The organism is Xanthobacter autotrophicus (assembly GCF_030015065.1).
Lineage (GTDB): Bacteria > Pseudomonadota > Alphaproteobacteria > Rhizobiales > Xanthobacteraceae > Xanthobacter > Xanthobacter autotrophicus_D.
Genome location: NZ_JAIVFN010000037.1, coordinates 1 through 16789 on the forward strand (window position 1 = coordinate 1; position 16789 = coordinate 16789).

15 protein-coding genes are annotated in these 16789 nt (G+C 69.1%); 4 read left to right on the plus strand and 11 right to left on the minus strand.

The window, feature by feature from the left end; all coding sequences use genetic code 11:
* Positions 1–1166: cadherin-like domain-containing protein (locus K9U40_RS09735; protein ID WP_282890001.1), on the plus strand; the 1166-nt coding region annotated here is incomplete at its 5' end.
* Positions 1167–1178: 12 nt separating this feature from the next.
* Positions 1179–2489 carry an HlyD family type I secretion periplasmic adaptor subunit gene (locus tag K9U40_RS09740; protein ID WP_282890002.1) on the plus strand — a complete coding sequence of 437 codons (1311 nt, stop codon included), beginning with the start codon at positions 1179–1181 and terminating at the stop codon, positions 2487–2489.
* 10 nt (positions 2490–2499) lie between these two features.
* On the opposite strand, the gene K9U40_RS09745 is transcribed toward K9U40_RS09740, so the two are convergent.
* Positions 2500–3177, minus strand: coding sequence for a response regulator (locus K9U40_RS09745; protein ID WP_282890003.1), 678 nt, complete (start codon positions 3175–3177; stop codon positions 2500–2502).
* 400 nt (positions 3178–3577) lie between these two features.
* On the opposite strand from K9U40_RS09745, the gene parE reads away from it, so the two are divergent.
* A complete protein-coding gene (gene parE / locus K9U40_RS09750) occupies positions 3578–5611 on the plus strand; it encodes a DNA topoisomerase IV subunit B (RefSeq protein WP_282890004.1) in 2034 nt (677 codons plus the stop codon).
* 32 nt (positions 5612–5643) lie between these two features.
* Here parE and K9U40_RS09755 read toward each other — a convergent pair whose 3' ends face one another.
* Complete coding sequence (locus K9U40_RS09755) at positions 5644–6801, minus strand: MFS transporter (RefSeq protein WP_282890005.1); 1158 nt, start codon at positions 6799–6801, stop codon at positions 5644–5646.
* Positions 6802–7139: 338 nt separating this feature from the next.
* Between K9U40_RS09755 and K9U40_RS09760 the strand changes: the two genes are divergently transcribed.
* A complete protein-coding gene (locus K9U40_RS09760; RefSeq protein WP_282890006.1) occupies positions 7140–8705 on the plus strand; it encodes a DEAD/DEAH box helicase in 1566 nt (521 codons plus the stop codon).
* Positions 8706–8765: 60 nt separating this feature from the next.
* Here K9U40_RS09760 and K9U40_RS09765 read toward each other — a convergent pair whose 3' ends face one another.
* The 9 genes from K9U40_RS09765 to crcB form a co-directional block, all read right to left on the minus strand.
* Positions 8766–9158: a TfoX/Sxy family protein gene (locus tag K9U40_RS09765; protein WP_282890007.1), complete on the minus strand. Its 393-nt coding sequence runs from the start codon at positions 9156–9158 to the stop codon at positions 8766–8768.
* Positions 9159–9272: 114 nt separating this feature from the next.
* Positions 9273–10049: an ATP12 family chaperone protein gene (locus K9U40_RS09770; protein ID WP_282890037.1), complete on the minus strand. Its 777-nt coding sequence runs from the start codon at positions 10047–10049 to the stop codon at positions 9273–9275.
* A 55-nt stretch (positions 10050–10104) separates the two neighbouring features.
* On the minus strand, positions 10105–10833 hold the full coding sequence (locus K9U40_RS09775) for an HAD-IA family hydrolase (protein ID WP_282890008.1): 729 nt from the start codon (positions 10831–10833) through the stop codon (positions 10105–10107).
* Positions 10830–11495, minus strand: a complete 666-nt coding sequence (locus K9U40_RS09780; protein WP_282890009.1) for a zinc ribbon domain-containing protein — start codon at positions 11493–11495, stop codon at positions 10830–10832. The genes K9U40_RS09775 and K9U40_RS09780 overlap by 4 nt, the downstream gene beginning before the upstream one ends.
* A gap of 177 nt (positions 11496–11672) precedes the next feature.
* Complete coding sequence (locus K9U40_RS09785; protein ID WP_282890038.1) at positions 11673–13487, minus strand: TRAP transporter large permease; 1815 nt, start codon at positions 13485–13487, stop codon at positions 11673–11675.
* Positions 13488–13632: 145 nt separating this feature from the next.
* Positions 13633–14271, minus strand: coding sequence for a TRAP transporter small permease subunit (locus K9U40_RS09790; protein ID WP_282890010.1), 639 nt, complete (start codon positions 14269–14271; stop codon positions 13633–13635).
* Positions 14272–14463: 192 nt separating this feature from the next.
* Positions 14464–15165, minus strand: a complete 702-nt coding sequence (locus K9U40_RS09795; RefSeq protein ID WP_282890011.1) for a hypothetical protein — start codon at positions 15163–15165, stop codon at positions 14464–14466.
* Positions 15162–16235 carry an RluA family pseudouridine synthase gene (locus tag K9U40_RS09800; protein WP_282890012.1) on the minus strand — a complete coding sequence of 358 codons (1074 nt, stop codon included), beginning with the start codon at positions 16233–16235 and terminating at the stop codon, positions 15162–15164. The genes K9U40_RS09795 and K9U40_RS09800 overlap by 4 nt, the downstream gene beginning before the upstream one ends.
* A 65-nt stretch (positions 16236–16300) precedes the next feature.
* Positions 16301–16684, minus strand: a complete 384-nt coding sequence (gene crcB, locus K9U40_RS09805) for a fluoride efflux transporter CrcB (RefSeq protein ID WP_282890013.1) — start codon at positions 16682–16684, stop codon at positions 16301–16303.
* Positions 16685–16789 lie beyond the last annotated feature (105 nt).

Genomic DNA, 16789 nt, shown 5'->3' on the forward strand with positions numbered 1-16789 from the left:
GCGGTGGCGGTGGCGGAGGTGGCGGCTCGGGCCCGTCCGCGAAGACGGAAGGCGACGAGGAGGGCGACGACGACACCAGCCGCAACCGGCCGCCCCGGGTCGGTGACCCGGTCGCGCTACCGAACATCTCGGTGGCGCAGGCGGTCTTCATTCCCCTTGCCGCCCTGCTGGCCGGCGCCAGCGATCCCGACGGACAGGCGCTGGAGGTCCAGAAGCTCGTCGCCTCCGCCGGCATGCTGGTTCCCGCCAAGGGAGGCTGGGTCTATCTCGCGCCGGCCGCCGCGACGGAGCGTGTCACCCTCAGCTACGTGGTGTCGGACGGCGTCGAAGGCGTACCGCAGCACGCCGTGTTCGAGATCGACCCCGAAGGCATCGAGGCCAGCGGCCTCGACCTGCCGTCGGCCACCTTCGCCGCCCTCCCCGCCGCAAACCGGGAGGAGCCGGACGAGCCGAACGCGGACGCCGCCGGCCTTGCCCTTGCCGGGCTCGCCTCGGTCAGGACCGCGGCCGGCCAGCCCGGCCCGGCGGGCACCGATACCGTGGGCGCCGAGGCGTCCGCCGCCGGGACGCCTGCGGCCGACACGGTCTCGTCCGGGACCGTCGTCGCGGAGGCCGCGCCCGCCGCCGAGAACGTCTCCGTCGCCAGCGGGGGCGATATGGCTGCGTCGGCCGCAGGCGACCCGGCCGTCGTCGCCGCGCCCGCCGCGATCGAGACCGCTCCGGTGGAGGTCGCGACCACGCCGGCGGTGAGCGAGCAGCAGGCCATGGAGCAGGCCATCCTTGCCCAGCCGGTCACCGGCACCGCGAGCGCGGACTCCGGTGCAGATGCCGCCGTCACGCAGGCCGAAGGCGATACCTTCGTCTTCGCGGCAGCGGCGACCTCGGACCCGCCCCCGCAATCGGTGAGCCAGATCGTGGAGCTCCAGGTGGGCGATCAGCTCCAGGTCAAGGACGAGCTGGCCGCGGAGAGCCCTTCCGCCGCGGCGGGAGATCCCGACCAGCTGTTCGCCGACACCTATGGCGAGGGCGGCGAGACCCGACCCTATGCATTCCAGGCGGAGGCGGCGCCGCTCACCGGCTCCGCTTCTTCCGATTTGGTCGCGACGCCGGACGACACCGACGCCGCGCCACCGGTCCCCACCGCCGACGCGCTGGCGCTGGCCTGACGGAGAACCGCCATGAGCAAGGAGAGCGATCTGTCCCGCGACGAGCCCATCTTCCAGCTGCGTCGCCATGTGGTCGCCGGACTCGCGCTGGGGGTGCTGCTGTTCGCCGGCTGCGGCGGCTGGGCGGCCTCCGCGCGACTCAACGGGGCCGTGATCGCGCAGGGCACGGTGACGGTGGACCAGAACCTCAAGGAGGTGCAGCACCGCGACGGCGGCATCGTCGCCGAGATCGCCGTGAAGCAGGGCGACCTTGTCCAGGCCGGCCAGATGCTGCTGCGGCTCGACGACACCGCCTCGCGGGCGGAACTGTCCATCGTGCGGGTGCAGCTCATCGAGCTTCTGGTGCGTCGCGCCCGCCTCATCGCCGAGCGCGACGGGCTGGAGCGCATCGAGTTTCCCAAGGAGATCCACGCCCTCTCGCCGGACGTGGCGCTGGTGCTGCGCGACGAGACCCGCCTGTTCGACGGCAACCGCTTCACCCGCCGGAGCCAGGCCGAGCAGCTGGAGCTTGCCATCGCCCAGACCGGGGAGGAGATCCGCGGCCTCGACGCCCGCCGCTCCGCCAAGATCGAGGAGACGGAGTTGCTCGCCCTGGAGCGCGAAAAGGTGGTCTACCTGTTCAATAAGGGCCTCACCGACGGCAGCCGCGTCCACGCCCTCAACCGGGAATGGGCGCGGATCAACGGCGAGAAAGGCGAGATCGAGGCCTCCATGGCCCGCGCGAACGTGCGCATCACCGATGCCCGCCTGCAGATCATCGCCCTCGACCAGAATGCCCGCACCGACGCGCAGCGCGAGCTGAGGACGCTCGATTCCCGCATCTCCGAGCTGAACGACCGGCGCATGGTGATCGAGGACCGGCTGTCCCGCACCGAGCTGCGCGCTCCTTTGACCGGCCGGGTGAACGAATTGAGCGTCTACACCATCGGCGGCGTCATCACGCCGGCCGCGAAGGTGGTGACGCTGGTGCCCGCCGAGGCCCGGCTGCGGGTGGAGGCCAAGGTGACGCCCACCGACATCGACCAGGTGGAGCGCGGCCAGCCCGCCCGGCTGCGCTTCTCGGCCTTCAACCAGAACACCACGCCCGAGCTGCGCGGGCGGGTGGCGCAGGTCTCGCCGGCCACCATCCGCGATCCGGTGGGCGGAACGGTGTCCTATATCGTGGAGATCGCCATCGACGACGACCTGTCGAAGCTGGGCGACCGCGAGCTGGTGCCGGGCATGCCGGTGGAGGTCTTCATATCCGGCATGGAACGCACCGCCATCGCCTATCTGGCGAAACCGCTGATGGACCACTTCAACCGGGCGTTCCGGGAGCAGTGAGCCGGATGGCTCAGGAGCGGCGCTGGGCGGCGGCGCCGCCGGCCGGGGCCCCGCCGCCGAGATTCTGCGCGGCGATGACCACCTCGACGCGGTTGCGTGCATGCAGCTTCTGCATGAGGGTGGACATGTAGCCCTTCACCGTCTTCTCGCTGAGGGCAAGGGCACGTGCGATCTCGCTGTTCTTCTTGCCGAGGAGCAGGAGCTGGACGATCTGGTCCTCGCGGATGGACAGGTGCATGGCCTGCCGGGCGCGCTGCTGCCGGGCCCTGGCCTCCAGCTCGGCGATGATGCGCGCGGCGAAGCTCGGGGTGATGTAGGTCTCCCCCGCCATGGCGCAGGTGATGGCCTGCACCAGGTCCGCCTGCGGGGATCCCTTGAGGACAAAGGCCGACGCGCCGGCGCTGAGCGCCCTGGCGGCCAGCTCCGCGCTGTTGGAGGCGGTGAAGATCACGATGCTGGTCGTCGGGAAGGTCTCGCGCACAGTGGCGACCGCGCCGATCACGTCGCCCTGCATGGTGAGGTCGACCACGATCACATCGGGCTGGTGGCCTTGCGCGGTCCCGACAATGTCGCCCACGCCGCAGCCGGTAGAGACGACGTTGAACATTCCCGTCTTCTCGAGAACCGCCACGATACCTTCGACAACGATGGGATGGTCGTCCACGACCGCGACCGAAATTGCGCACACGCTACATACTCCCGGGCTGCAACCCGTCGAGGCACTTCACTATAGACATGAAAGAAAAACGTTCAAGTTCTCAAATTGCAATACCGAAATCGGGCAAAGCGGTACTATTTGCCCACAAACATGATTACATTTGCGACACTTGTTTGTCAGCATTTGCTGCATTGCATCGCAGCATTTCCATTTTTGCTTCGCGAAAGAGCGCGGCATCATCCATGATCATCTTCACGCCGCGGGATCGGCCGCCCCCCCGGGGGGCATGCCTGCCGGACGCAAGGCCCGGGCTTGCGTCCGGCAGGCCGGCGCCCCACTCTCTGGCCGCGGCATGATGCGCCGCACCCTGGCGGAGCCGACGCGACGATTCGCACTGCCCTCGCCCCTTCACTTCGGCTAATCAGGTCCCATGTCCCAATCCGACGATCTCTTCGGCTCCACCCCGCGTCAGAAGCCCGCCGGCAAGTCGGCCAAGGCCACCGCCGCGGTTCCCGCCATGGCCGCCGACTACACCGCCGCCCACATCGAGGTGCTGGAGGGGCTGGAGCCGGTGCGCCGCCGCCCCGGCATGTATATCGGCGGCACGGACACGAAGGCGCTGCACCACCTCTTCGCCGAGGTGATCGACAATTCCATGGACGAGGCGGTGGCCGGGCACGCCAGCTTCATCGAGGTGCAGCTCGGCGCTGACGGCTACCTCACCGTCTCCGACAACGGGCGTGGCATTCCGGTGGAGGAGCACCCCAAGTTCCCCGGCAAATCGGCCCTTGAGGTCATCATGACCACGCTGCATGCCGGCGGAAAGTTCGACAGCAAGGTCTACGAGACCTCCGGCGGCCTCCACGGCGTCGGCGTGTCGGTCGTGAACGCGCTCTCGGACGACCTCGAGGTGGAGGTGGCGCGGGGCCAGACCCTCTATCGCCAAAGCTTTTCCAAGGGCGTGCCCCAGGGCAAGCTGAAGGAAGTCGGCCGCATCACCAACCGGCGCGGCACCCGCGTGCGCTTCCATCCCGACCCCGAGATCTTCGGCCCGTCCGCCCGCTTCGAGCCGGCCCGGGTGTTTCGCATGGCGCGGTCCAAGGCCTACCTGTTCGGGGGCGTGGAAATCCGCTGGTCGTGCGATCCCGAGTTGCTGAAGGGCGTGGAGGGCGTTCCCGAGAAGACCAGCTTCCGCTTCCCCGGCGGCCTGCGCGACTATCTCGCCGCCGACCTCGACGGCCAGACGCTGGTGCACCAGGACATCTTCTCCGGCCGCATCACCAAGCCCGGCGGCCACGGCTCGGTGGAATGGGCCGTGGCGTGGGTGGCGGATGCGGACGGCGGCATCTCCTCCTACTGCAACACCATCCCGACGCCCGACGGCGGCACCCATGAGAATGGCCTGAGGGCCGTGCTGCTCAAGGGGCTGAAGGACCACGCCGAGCGCTCCGGCCAGGGCAAGCGCGGCTCGGTCATCACCGGCGACGACGTGACCACCGGCTGCGCCGCCATGCTCTCCGTGTTCGTGCGCGAGCCGGAATTCCAGGGCCAGACCAAGGACCGGCTCGCCACCGCCGAGGCGGCGCGCATCGTGGAACAGGGCCTGCGCGACCCGTTCGACCACTGGCTCGCCGCCAATCCGGTGCAGGCCGGCCGGCTGCTGGAGCACGTCATCGACCGCGCCGAGGAGCGCCTGCGCCGCAAGCAGGAGAAGGAAGTCTCCCGCAAGACCGCCGTGCGCAAGCTGCGCCTGCCGGGCAAGCTCGCCGACTGCTCCAATACCGAGGCGGCCGGCTCGGAGATCTTCATCGTCGAGGGCGATTCGGCCGGCGGCTCGGCCAAGCAGGCCCGCGACCGCAAGACCCAGGCTGTGCTGCCCCTGCGCGGCAAGATCCTGAACGTCGCCAGCGCCACCCGCGACAAGCTCGCCCAGAACCAGCAGCTCGCCGATCTCGGCCAGGCGCTGGGCTGCGGCACGCTCTCCCACTACCGCGACGCGGACCTGCGCTACGAGAGGGTCATCATCATGACCGACGCGGACGTGGACGGGGCGCACATCGCCTCCCTCCTCGTCACCTTTTTCTTCCGCCAGATGCCGAAGCTGATCGAGGACGGCCACCTCTTCCTGGCCGTGCCGCCGCTCTACCGCATCACGCAAGGCGCCAAGACGCTCTATGCGCGCGACGACGCCCACCGCGAAAAGCTGCTGAAGAAGGAATTCACCGGCAAGGGCAAGGTGGAGGTGGGCCGCTTCAAGGGCCTCGGCGAGATGATGCCGGCGCAGCTGAAGGAAACCACCATGGACCCGAAGACCCGCACGCTCCAGCGCGTCACCATCGAGGATGCCGAGCGGGCCGCCACCATCGACCTGGTGGAACGGCTCATGGGCAACAAGCCCGAGGCGCGCTTCGCCTTCATCTCCGAGCGGGCCGCCTTCGCCGGCGAGGAGATGCTCGACATCTGAGGCGCGGGCTGCCCCGCGCCAACCCGTCGTGTTCAGGCCGCAGCCTTGGCCTTGCGGGGCGGCAGGAGGCTGGCAGGTGCCGCGAGGATCAGCATGCCCAGCCCCGCCAGGGCGAAAACCGGCGCCGCGCCGAGGACGCCCGCCGCCTGGGCGAGGATGACGGCGCCCACCGCCTGCCCCACGAAGAAGGCCGAGGCGAACAGGGACACCGCCGAGCCCCGCGCCTCCGCCGACAGCTCGGTGGCGAGGATCTGCAGCACGTTGTGGATCATGTAGAAGGCGAACCCGGACGCGGCGAACAGCGCCACCACCACCGGCAGGTTCGGCCCCACCGCAGCCGCACCGAACAGGATGCCGACACCGGCGGCCCCGGCCCCGATCATGCCGGCGAGGCCGAGGCGGCGCACCAGGACCGGCACCGCGAAGGTATAGAAGGCTCCGCCGATGGCGAAGGCGCCCAGAACGAGGCCGGCTTCCACCGCATCCCCGAGGCCGTGCTCCACCATCAGCGGCGCGGCCAGCGGGAACACGCCGAAGGTGAGCGCGCCTTCCACCGCCACCACCGCATAGACCTTGATGGACAAGGGGTTTTTCAGCACCGTGCCATAGCGGGCGAGGGCCGCGCCGAACGACAAAGGCTGGCGCTGGCGCTCCTCCGTGATCCCCACCATCGCCGACAGGAAGGCCACGGCCGCCACGCCGAAGGCGCACCAGAACACCGGCCGCCACCCCGCATATTCGGCGATGAAGCCCGCCGCCGCCGAACCCACCAGCTGGCCCAGCACCAAGGCGAGCAGCACCCGGCTCAGCGCCAGCGGGCGCATCTCGAAGGAGACGCGGTCGCCCACGGTGGCGAGCACGACCGGGATGACGCCGCCCGCGAACGCCCCCGACAGCATCCGCGCCGCCAGCAGTTCCGGGTGGCCGGGAACCAGCGCCGAGACCGCCAGCCCCACCGCCAGCATGGCAAGATTGAAGCGGATGAGCCGCACCTTGCCCACCGCATCCCCGATGGGGCCGAACAGCAGCTGCATGGTGGCGTAAGGCAGGGTGAAGGCGCTGGCGAGCAGCGCCACTTCCTGCAGCGTCACATTGAGGTCCGCAGCGAGGATGTTCAGCATGGGATCGACCGCGCGCATGGAGAACGCGCTCGCGAACGCCGCGAGGCCGAGAACGAGGAGGAAGGGCATCGGGATTCGCCGCCGGACAAAGTGGGGCCATCCACTGCGGCGGGATGCCTCAGCGGTCAAGCCGTCAGACACGCCCGAAGCGCATGGCAGCACCCCCGCACATTCGCCACACGCATGCCTCGCATGCCATCGGCCTTCAATCGGGCGGTACGCGGCGGGAATTTCCCTCCGCTCCGTAAACAGGACCGGAAAACATTGACACGGCGCACAATTTTCTTATGTTGCTATGCGTCGTCCGAGATATGTCGAATCTAGCGCGCCGACCGACGACCCCTCGTCTGAGCCCGTACGGCACGGGACGTTCGATCAGCGGTGCGCCGCCGCATCCAAAAGATGCAATGTCATTTTCCGAACTCGGCCTGAGCGAAAAGGTCCTCGCGGCAGTCGCTGACACCGGCTACACGCAACCGACGCCCATCCAGGCCCAGGCCATCCCCCATGTGCTCGCGCGCCGAGATGTGCTCGGCCTCGCGCAGACAGGCACCGGCAAGACCGCCGCCTTCACCCTTCCCATGCTGACGCTGCTGGAGCAGGGACGCGCCCGCGCCCGAATGCCCCGCACCCTCATCCTGGAGCCGACGCGCGAACTCGCGGCGCAGGTGGAAGAGAACTTCACCCGCTACGGCAAGAACCACAAACTGAATGTCGCCCTGCTCATCGGCGGCGTTTCCTTCGGCGACCAGGATACCAAGCTGCTGCGCGGCGTGGATGTCCTCATCGCCACCCCCGGCCGCCTGCTCGACCATGTGGAGCGCGGCCGGCTGCTCCTGTCCGGCATCGAGGTGCTCGTCATCGACGAGGCCGACCGCATGCTGGACATGGGCTTCATCCCGGACATCGAGCGCGTCTGCAAGCTCGTGCCCTTCACCCGGCAGACGCTGTTCTTCTCGGCCACCATGCCGCCGGAGATCCAGCGCCTGGTCTCCCAGTTCCTCTCCAATCCCGTGCGCGTGGAAGTGTCGAAGCCGGCCTCCACCGCCACCACGGTGACCCAGCTGCTCGTCGCCTCCGGCCGCGAGGACTACGAGAAGCGCGAGGTGCTGCGCGAGCTCATCCGCAATTGCGAGGGGCTGCAGAACGGCATCATCTTCTGCAACCGCAAGCGCGACGTGGCGGTGCTGCACCGCTCGCTGCAGAAGCACGGCTTCAATGCCGTGGCCCTGCACGGCGACATGGACCAGCACGCCCGCATCAAGGCCCTCGACCAGTTCCGCGCCGGCGAGGCCACCCTGCTGGTTGCCTCCGACGTGGCGGCGCGCGGGCTCGACATCCCGGCGGTGAGCCACGTCTTCAACTATGACGTGCCGCACCACTCGGAAGACTATGTGCACCGCATCGGCCGTACCGGCCGCGCCGGGCGTGCGGGCACCGCCTATACCATGGTCACCCATTCCGACGGCAAGTCGGTGGCGGCCATCGAGAAGCTGATCGGCAATCCCGTCCCCTGGCACGGCACGCCCCTGGGCGATGCCCCGCCGGCGTCGGAGCGGCGGGAGCGCCGCGAGGACGGTGGACGCCTGCGCGGCAAGCGCCGCGTGGAGAAGGAACCCCGCGGCGAGGCGCGTCCCGACCGCGAGCCTCGTGTGGAGCGGGAGCCTCGTGCGGAGCGGGAGCCCCGCCCTGAACGCGAACCCCGCGTCGCGCGGGAGCCGCGTCCGGAACGGGAGCCCCGCCGCGAGCGGGAGCCGCGTCGGGAGCGGGAAGCTCCCGCCGGCGAGGTTCGCGTGGAGGCCGAGACCCGAGCCCCGCGCGGCGACCGTCCGGAGCGCAGCCGTCGTCCCGCCCGCGAGGATGGCGCGGAAGCCCGCCCGGCGCGGCGCGAACGCGCGCCTGCCAGCGAGCCGGCGGACATGAGCCACCTGCCCGCCTTCCTCCTGCGCCCGGTGCGCGTGAAGGCCGGCTGAACTGTCTCCGGCGCGTCCCTCATGGAACGCCGGTTGATCACCTTGGAACAACCCCGCCGGTCAGCCGCGCGGGGTTTTCTTTTTGGATGGTGATTTCGGTTTGGATCGTGCCCCGGCCGTCTTCAGCGGCTTGCGCGCGGCTGCGGCGCGGGCCAGCGCGAGGGAGTGGCGGGCGAGCATGGCGAGGTCGTCGCCATCGTCCAGCGCCGCCTCGGGCACCGACCAGAAACCGGCCATGGTGCGCACGGCGCCGTTGGCGAGGTAGGAGAAGGGAGCCGAGCCCCGACCTTCCAGCACCGCCGCGAGGTCGGCGTCCGCCTTCAGATAGATGGTGCCACGGACCTCGATGGCGAACATCAGCCCGTCCGCATAGAGCCCCCGGCCACCGAACATGCGCCGCGTGCGCACGTCGCCGAAGGCGCTGAAGAGGTCGGCGATGGTATCCTCGTCCATCCCTCTCTCCCTATCCCGCGGCTGCGGTCCTTGACCGATGCCGGAGCCGTTTCACCCGAGCGCATGCGCACCTTCCGCCGGGAGCCGAGGCGCAAGGCGCGGCGGCCCGCGGGCTCAGTCGATCAAAGCCAGCAGCCGGACGGCCGCATCCATCTCGGTGCGGCGGGCGGCGCGGCGGGCGGTGGCGATCTCGTCCTCGCCCCACTGCTCGCGGTTGAAATCCTCGTCCACATGGGCCGCGGCCCAGGCGGCACCGGCCGCAAGCGCGCCTTCCGCCACCGCCAGCGCCAGCAGCGCCGAGCCGGTGAGCGTGGTGATGGAATGGACGGCGGCGAGCTTCAGCGGAGTTTCCGGCACCAGCGCCCGCACCCGCTCCAGCGACGCATCCGGCTGGGTCACGTGCCGGATGCCCTCCGAAAGGAAGAAGCGGGCGTCGTGGCTGCGGCTCAACCAGTCGAGCACCGGGTCCCACTGCTCCGCCTGCCGGTTCACCAGCGTCTGCGGGCCGTCGGCGCGGTAGAACAGCATGTCGGAGCCGGCATAGCGCACCACCTCGTCGCGCACCGCCTCGGCTTCCGGCCCGACCCGGTCGAGGGCCACGTTCACGAGGCGCGTCAGCGGCATGAAGAAGGGATTGATCTCCTTCTCCTGCGCCGCCCATTCGGCGGCCATGGCCTCGGCCAGAGGACGCGTCGGCGCCAGCAGCATCCCACGCGCGGGGGTGCGCACCGGCCGGCCGTCGAGGAGGATGGTGAAGCCGCCATCCGTCTCGCCGACGCTGACGTCGGTATAGAAGCGCTTCGGCAGGGGGGTGCGCTGGGCGGCACGGGCGCGGGCGACGGGGTCGTCCCCCGCGACGGGCTCCTCGATGCCCTCCAGGAAATCACGCATCGTCTGATGGCCCGCGGTGGGATCAGAATCTGTGGGATCATCCATGGCCCGGCTCCTATCCGGCGATGGCGCGCCGACGCGCCAGAAGGTCGAAGATGGCGGCCGGCACCTCGTCGAACCGGTGGACGATATGGTCCGCCCCGGCCCGCTCCAGCGCCGCCACCTCATGATAGCCCCAGCCGACGCCGAGCGCCGAGGCCCCCGCCTGCAGCGCCATGGAGACGTCATAGGTGGTGTCGCCCACCACCACCGTCTCCTCCGGCCGCGCGCCGATCTCGCCCATGGCCTGGAACACCATGGCCGGATGGGGTTTGGAGGGGGCGTCGTCGGCGGTCTGGATGGTGGCGAACCAGCCTTCCATGGCATGGGCCTTCAGCACCCGCTCCACTCCGCGCCGCGCCTTGCCGGTGACCATGCCCAGCACCACGTCGTCGCGCCGGCGCAGGGCGTCGAGCACCTCCCAGGCGCCCTCGAACATGGGCTCGGGGGGCTCGGCGTTGCGCAGGCGGGTGAAGGCGGTGCGATAGGCATCCACCAGGGCCTCGACCGGATAGGCGAGGTCGCCCCGCGAGAGCATGGCGAACGCCTCCGGCAGGGACAGACCGACCACCGAGAGCAGCCGGTCCCGATCGGGCAGCGCCACGCCGTGGGCCGCATGGGCGTCGCGCATGGCGGCGACGATCATGTGCTGGCTGTCCACCAGCGTGCCGTCGCAATCGAACAGTACCAGCTTCAGGGGCGCGGCGTCCGGGGCAGGGTCGGCATCGCTCTCGGATGGGGTCATTTCTGGGTCATCTGCTGGGTCGCCACATCATATATCCACGTGATGCCCGACGGGTCCACGAACAGCACCTGCCGGAAGCCCCGTTGCTCGCACTGCTTGGGAAACGGACCGGCGACGATCAGCTCCGCCGCCGTCTTGGCCGGGAAGTTGAACTTGATGGTGAGGATGGTGGCATCCTCGCCACCGGCCGTGACCGTGAGGTCGAGACCGTTCTGGGCAAAGCTTTCCTGCTTGCTCTTGGCGAAGGCCCGCCGCGCATTGGCGTCTGCCGCCGGCGGCGTGATCGGGCCGTTGACCGTGGGCAGGGGCAGCGCCGCCTCCTGCTGGCTCCGCGCCAGGTCACCTGCGGCCTGGGGGGGAGACGTGGCACCGGGAGCCACGGGCGCGGCGGGCGGCGCCTGCGGCTGGGGCGCCGGCTCAGCCTGCGGCGCAGGCGCGATCGCCGCGCTCTGGGGCGCGCCGGCCTCCGGCTCGGCGGGCGGCGCGGACATCACCCACCAGACGAGACCGCCGGAAACGAGCGCCACCGCCGTTCCGCCGAGCCCCACCAGGAAGGGCATGAGGAAGCTCGTATGCAGCTTGCGGCCGCAGAAGGGGCAACTGGCCTCCTCCGGATAGACCTGCGCCCCGCAGCCGGGACAGAAGTCGGGCCTGGGGTTCATTCCGTTCACCTCCGCCAATTCACCCCCGCGCGCACGGGGCGCCGCCGCGAATCGGCACCGTGGGACGATCACCACGAATGCACGAGGAAACGGCCGGCGTCATGCCGTCCGCTTCACGATATCCGCCTCGTGATGTCCGATCCGAATGCGCCCTTAGCAGGGCAAGGGCTGCGGATCCTATTTGCCGAAGCCGAGGTCCAAAGGCGGCGGCGGAGCGGCTTCAAGGCCCGGCGACAGGTTCTCGAACTGCTGCTGGATCTGCTGCTGGTCGAGCTGCACCCCGCCGCTCTTGTAATGGGTCACCATGCCCGGGAACAGGATGATGAGGACCACCATCACCAGCTGGATGCAGACGAACGGCACCGCGCCCCAGTAGATCTGGCCGGTGGTGACCGGCTGCATCAGCTTGCCCGTCACCCGGTCGATGTACGGCACCTTGGCCGCCACCGAGCGTAGGAAGAACAAAGCGAAGCCGAAGGGCGGGTGCATGAAGGAAGTCTGCATGTTCACCGCCAGCATCACGCCGAACCAGATGAGGTCGATGCCGATCTTGTCCGCCGCCGGCCCCAGGAGCGGGATGATGATGAAGGCGAGCTCGAAGTAATCGAGGAAGAAGGCCAGCACGAACACCAGCGCGTTCACCGCGATGAGGAAGCCCAGCTGCCCGCCGGGCAGCGACACCAGCAGTTCCTCAACCCACTTGTGGCCGTCCACGCCGTAGAAGGTGAGCGAGAACACGCGCGCGCCCAGCAGGATGAACAGCACGAAGGCGGACAGCTTGGCGGTGGAATAGGTGGCCTGCCGCATCAGGTCGAATTTCAGCCGGCCGCGGGCGAAGGCGAGGATGAGCGCGCCCACCGAGCCCATGGCGCCGCCCTCGGTCGGGGTGGCGACGCCGATGAAGATGGTGCCCAGCACCAGGAAGATGAGGGCCAGCGGCGGCACCATCACGAACACCACCTGCTCGGCAAGCTTGGACAGCAGGCCGAGGCGGAACACGCGGTTGATCACCGCCAGCACGAAGGCGAGGCCCACCGTGGCGGACATGGTGAGCACCACATAGTCGGCGCCGAACTTCACGCCCGATTCCACCATCAGGAAGATGCCGCCGGCGATGGACAAAGCGAGCGCGATGAACAGCGAGGGCGTCAGAAGCCGCGCCGTGCCCGACATCACGAAGTAGAGCAGCACGAAGGCCACCGCCCCCCACACCACCTGATTGGCGACGCCGGGAATGAGGCCGGCGGTGAGGTGCGGCAGGGAGCCGGTGGCGATCAGGATCGCGAAGCCCGCCGCGGCGATGGCGCCGAGGATGCGGGAAGGCCCGATCTTCTGGTTCGGGTCGCGCAGGGTCTGGGCTTCCAGCGGCAGGCCGGGAGCCGCGCTCGGGAAGATGGTCGAGACAAGGAAAATGTAGAGAGCGTAAAGGCTGGCGAGCAGCAGGCCCGGCACGAAGGCGCCCTCGTACATGTCGCCCACCGAGCGGTTGAGCTGATCGGCCATGACGATGAGCACGAGGGACGGCGGAATGATCTGCGCCAGCGTGCCCGAGGCGGCGATGACGCCCGAGGCCACGCGCCGGTCATAGCCGTAGCGCAGCATGATGGGCAGCGAGATGAGGCCCATGGAGATCACCGAGGCAGCCACCACGCCGGTGGTGGCCGCAAGCAGCGCGCCCACGAAGATCACCGCATAGGCGAGGCCGCCGCGGATGGAGCCGAACACCTGCCCGATGGTGTCGAGCAGGTCCTCCGCCATGCCGGACCGTTCAAGGATGAGGCCCATGAAGGTGAAGAACGGGACCGCCAGCAGCACCTCGTTGTTCATGGTGCCATAGACGCGCTCCGGCAGCGCCTGGAGGAACTTGGGCTCGAACAGGCCGAGCCAGATGCCGATGAGGCCGAAAATGAGGCCGTTGGCGGCGAGCGAGAAGGCCACCGGATAGCCCAGCAGCAGGAACACCACCAGTGCGCCGAACATGATGGGCGCCATGTTGTGGATGAACCAGCCGCGGAAACCCGGCTCGGCCGCGAAGGCCACGTCGGGCAAGACGACGGCAAGCACAAGGGCGAGCACGAGCGCGGCGGCGGCGAAACGCGCCTTCACGAGGCGGGCGTTGAACATCTCTCGCGCTCCGTCAGTGCTTGTTTGCGGGGGTCGTGGCCGGGGCGACCGGCGTGCCGGCGCCGGGAACGTCCACTTCGGCGAGCAGGCGCTCCGCCTCCGCCGCGAGGGCCGCATGGCTGCCGCCCTCCCGGTCGTTGGGGTCTTCCATCCGCCCCGTGAAAATCGCGATGCGCTTGATCAGCTCGGAGAAGCCCTGCAGCGTCAGCAGGAAGAAGCCCAGCGGCACCAGGAACTTGGCCGGCCATTGGGGCAGGCCGCCGGCATTCAGCGACTGCTCGTTGATGGACCACGAGGCGAGGAAGAAGGGCCAGGAGGTCCACAGCAGCAGGATGGAGAACGGCAGCAGAAAGAAGATGTGGCCGAAAATGTCGATGCCGTCCCGCACCCGCTTGCCCAGGCGGGCGTTCACGATGTCGATGCGGATGTGCTCGTTGTCCATGAGCGTCCAGGACCCGCACAGCAGGAACACAGCGGCGAACAGCACCCATTGCAGCTCCAGCCAGGAATTGGAGCTGAGATCGAACAGCTTGCGCACCACGGCGTTGGCCGCGGAGACGAGGATCGCAACGAGGATCAGCCACGAGGCCGCCTTGCCGATGCGCATGTTCACGGCATCGATGCCCCGGGCGAGGGCGAGGAGCGTTGACATCGAGATCGTTTCCCTCGGGCGCGCGGCTGGGGCCGCTTTCGGGTTGCTTCTTGTTTGGCCATGGAGCCTTGGCGCGGCACCATAGGCAAAGACGCGGCGACTTCAAGCCGCATGGGGACACCTTGCTGCGGCTTCGTCATCAAGGCCATACTAAAGTTTAAAAGTCTCCCCGACGATCCGCCGCCCGCCGCCCTACGGCGCCGCCGCAGCATCCGGCCACGGGGCCGGCGCGGCGAGCGCCCTCCCCTTCCGGAAGCGGCTCCGGGCACGGTCCCAGGTCAGGATCATTCCGGTTCCGGCCATCGGACCGGGCCCCACGCACCATGCCGCAAGATCGGTTCCGCGACGGGGCAGGAGGATGACGACCCGGCCGAGCCCCTCCCACGCGGCTGTGCTCTCGTCCACCTCCCGGGGCTCGGCCTGGCAGAGATCCCGGTCGAGGGCCGGCAACACGGTGGCGGTCACGAGGTTCCAGCGGCCGGACGCCCGCGAGTAGAATCGCACCCGTCCGGCGAAGGGCACGCCCGCCTTGAGCCCGCGCTCGCTGAGGCCCAGCAGCGGGAAGCCCTCGGCATCGAACCAGACCGCCACCTCGGTGACGAAGGGCGTGGCGCCTTCCCCATCGCCGCGATCATGGATGCGCAGGTAGAAATTAGCCTCGTCCAGCGTCAGCGCGAGGCGGGCGCGATCACCGTAGAGGATGCTGCCGGAGACCGTGGCGGGCTCACCGGCGGCCTCGCCCCCACCCGATATCTCGTAGGGGGAGAAACCGTTGACCTGGGCAACCTGAAGCTCGCGGTAGAAGTCGAGCAGCCTTGCCGGTTCCGCGCGGGTTCCGCTGCTGGCCAGCAGCATGACGGCCAGAAGACCGGCGGCGGCAAGGACCGGCCTCACCCCTCCGGCGCCTCGAGGATGGGGTCGTACTGGGACGCATCGAAGCCCAGCACCGCGAAGGACTGCGCCATATGCGGCGGCAGCGGGGCGGACACGTCGATCACCCCCTGCCCGCGCGGATGGGGAATGACGAGACGCCGTGCCAGAAGGTGCAGGCGGTTCTGCAGCCCGCCCGGCAGCTCCCAGTTCTCGATATCGAAATATTTGGGGTCACCGACGATGGGGTGGCCGATATGGGCAAGGTGGGCGCGCAACTGGTGGGTGCGGCCCGTCACCGGCTTCAGCGACAGCCAGCTCATCTTCTGCGCCGCCTGGTCCACCACGGCGTAATAGGTGATGGCGTGGCTCGCCTCGTCCTCGCCATGGCGGGCGACGCGCATCTTCTCCTCGTCCTCGTCGCGGGCGAGATAGGTGGAGATGCGCCCCTGCTTGGGCTTGGGCACGCCGGGCACCACCGCCCAGTAGACCTTGCGCGCCTCCCGCGAGCGGAAGCTCTTCGCCAGCACTGATGCGGCAAGGCGCGTCTTGGCCACGAGGAGGCAGCCGGACGTATCCTTGTCGATGCGGTGCACGAGACGCGGCTTCTGGCCATCCTTGTCGCGCATCACCTCGAGGATGCCGTCCATATGGCGATAGGTGCCCGAGCCGCCCTGCACCGCGAGGCCGAAGGGCTTGTTGAGCACCATCACGTCCTTGTCCTCGAACAGGGTGATGGATTTCAGGAAGGCGCGGTCCTCGTCCTCCTTGCGCTTGGCGGCCGAGGCCGGCCTCGGCTTCGCCGGCCCCTCCGCCGCGCCGCCGGGCGGCTCATTGCCTGTGGCAACCTTGCCGGCAGGCGAATTGCCGGGCGGCGCGGCCTGCGGCTCGTCGCCGAGGGGAGGAATGCGCACGCTCTGGCCCGGCTCGAGGCGGGAGGAGGTCTTCACGCGCCCGCCGTCCACGCGCACCTGCCCGGTACGTACCAGCTTCTGCAGGTGGCCGAAGGAAAGATCAGGAAAATGGACCTTGAACCAGCGGTCGAGGCGCATACCCGCCTCGTCCTCGGCCACGGTCTTCATCGCGACGGCCATGGATGGGAATGTCCTTCGAGCGCCTTGAACCGGAACGGCAGCAATAGAGCAACCGATGCCGCCCGTCACGTCAGCCCGCGCATGATGGCAATGCCGGCGAAGACCGCCATGAAGGCGAGTGCCACCGATCCGCCCGCATAGGCCAGGGCGGAACCGTAGGCGCCGCGCTCCACCAGGGAGAGGAAATCCAGCGAGAAGGTGGAGAAGGTGGTGTAGCCGCCGAGGATGCCGGTGGTCAGGAACAGCCGCATGGTCTGGTTCCAGAATTCCCCGTCCTTGAAGGCGAGGTAGCCGGCCATGATCCCCATCAGGAAGCTGCCGGACACGTTGATGAGGAAGGTGGCGAAGGGAAATCCGGTGCCGAGCAGCTTGGGCACCGCCATGTTGACCAGGTGCCGCACCACGCCGCCGAGGCCGGCGCCGAGGAAGACGATCAGAGCGGGATACATGGAAGGCCTCTGGCTGCGGGGGGCTGCTGCGCCGCATCACAGCCCAGCCGGGCACGCGACACCAGCCGAAACTGCACGAAAATCACCGCGACGCCGGCGAAGCCA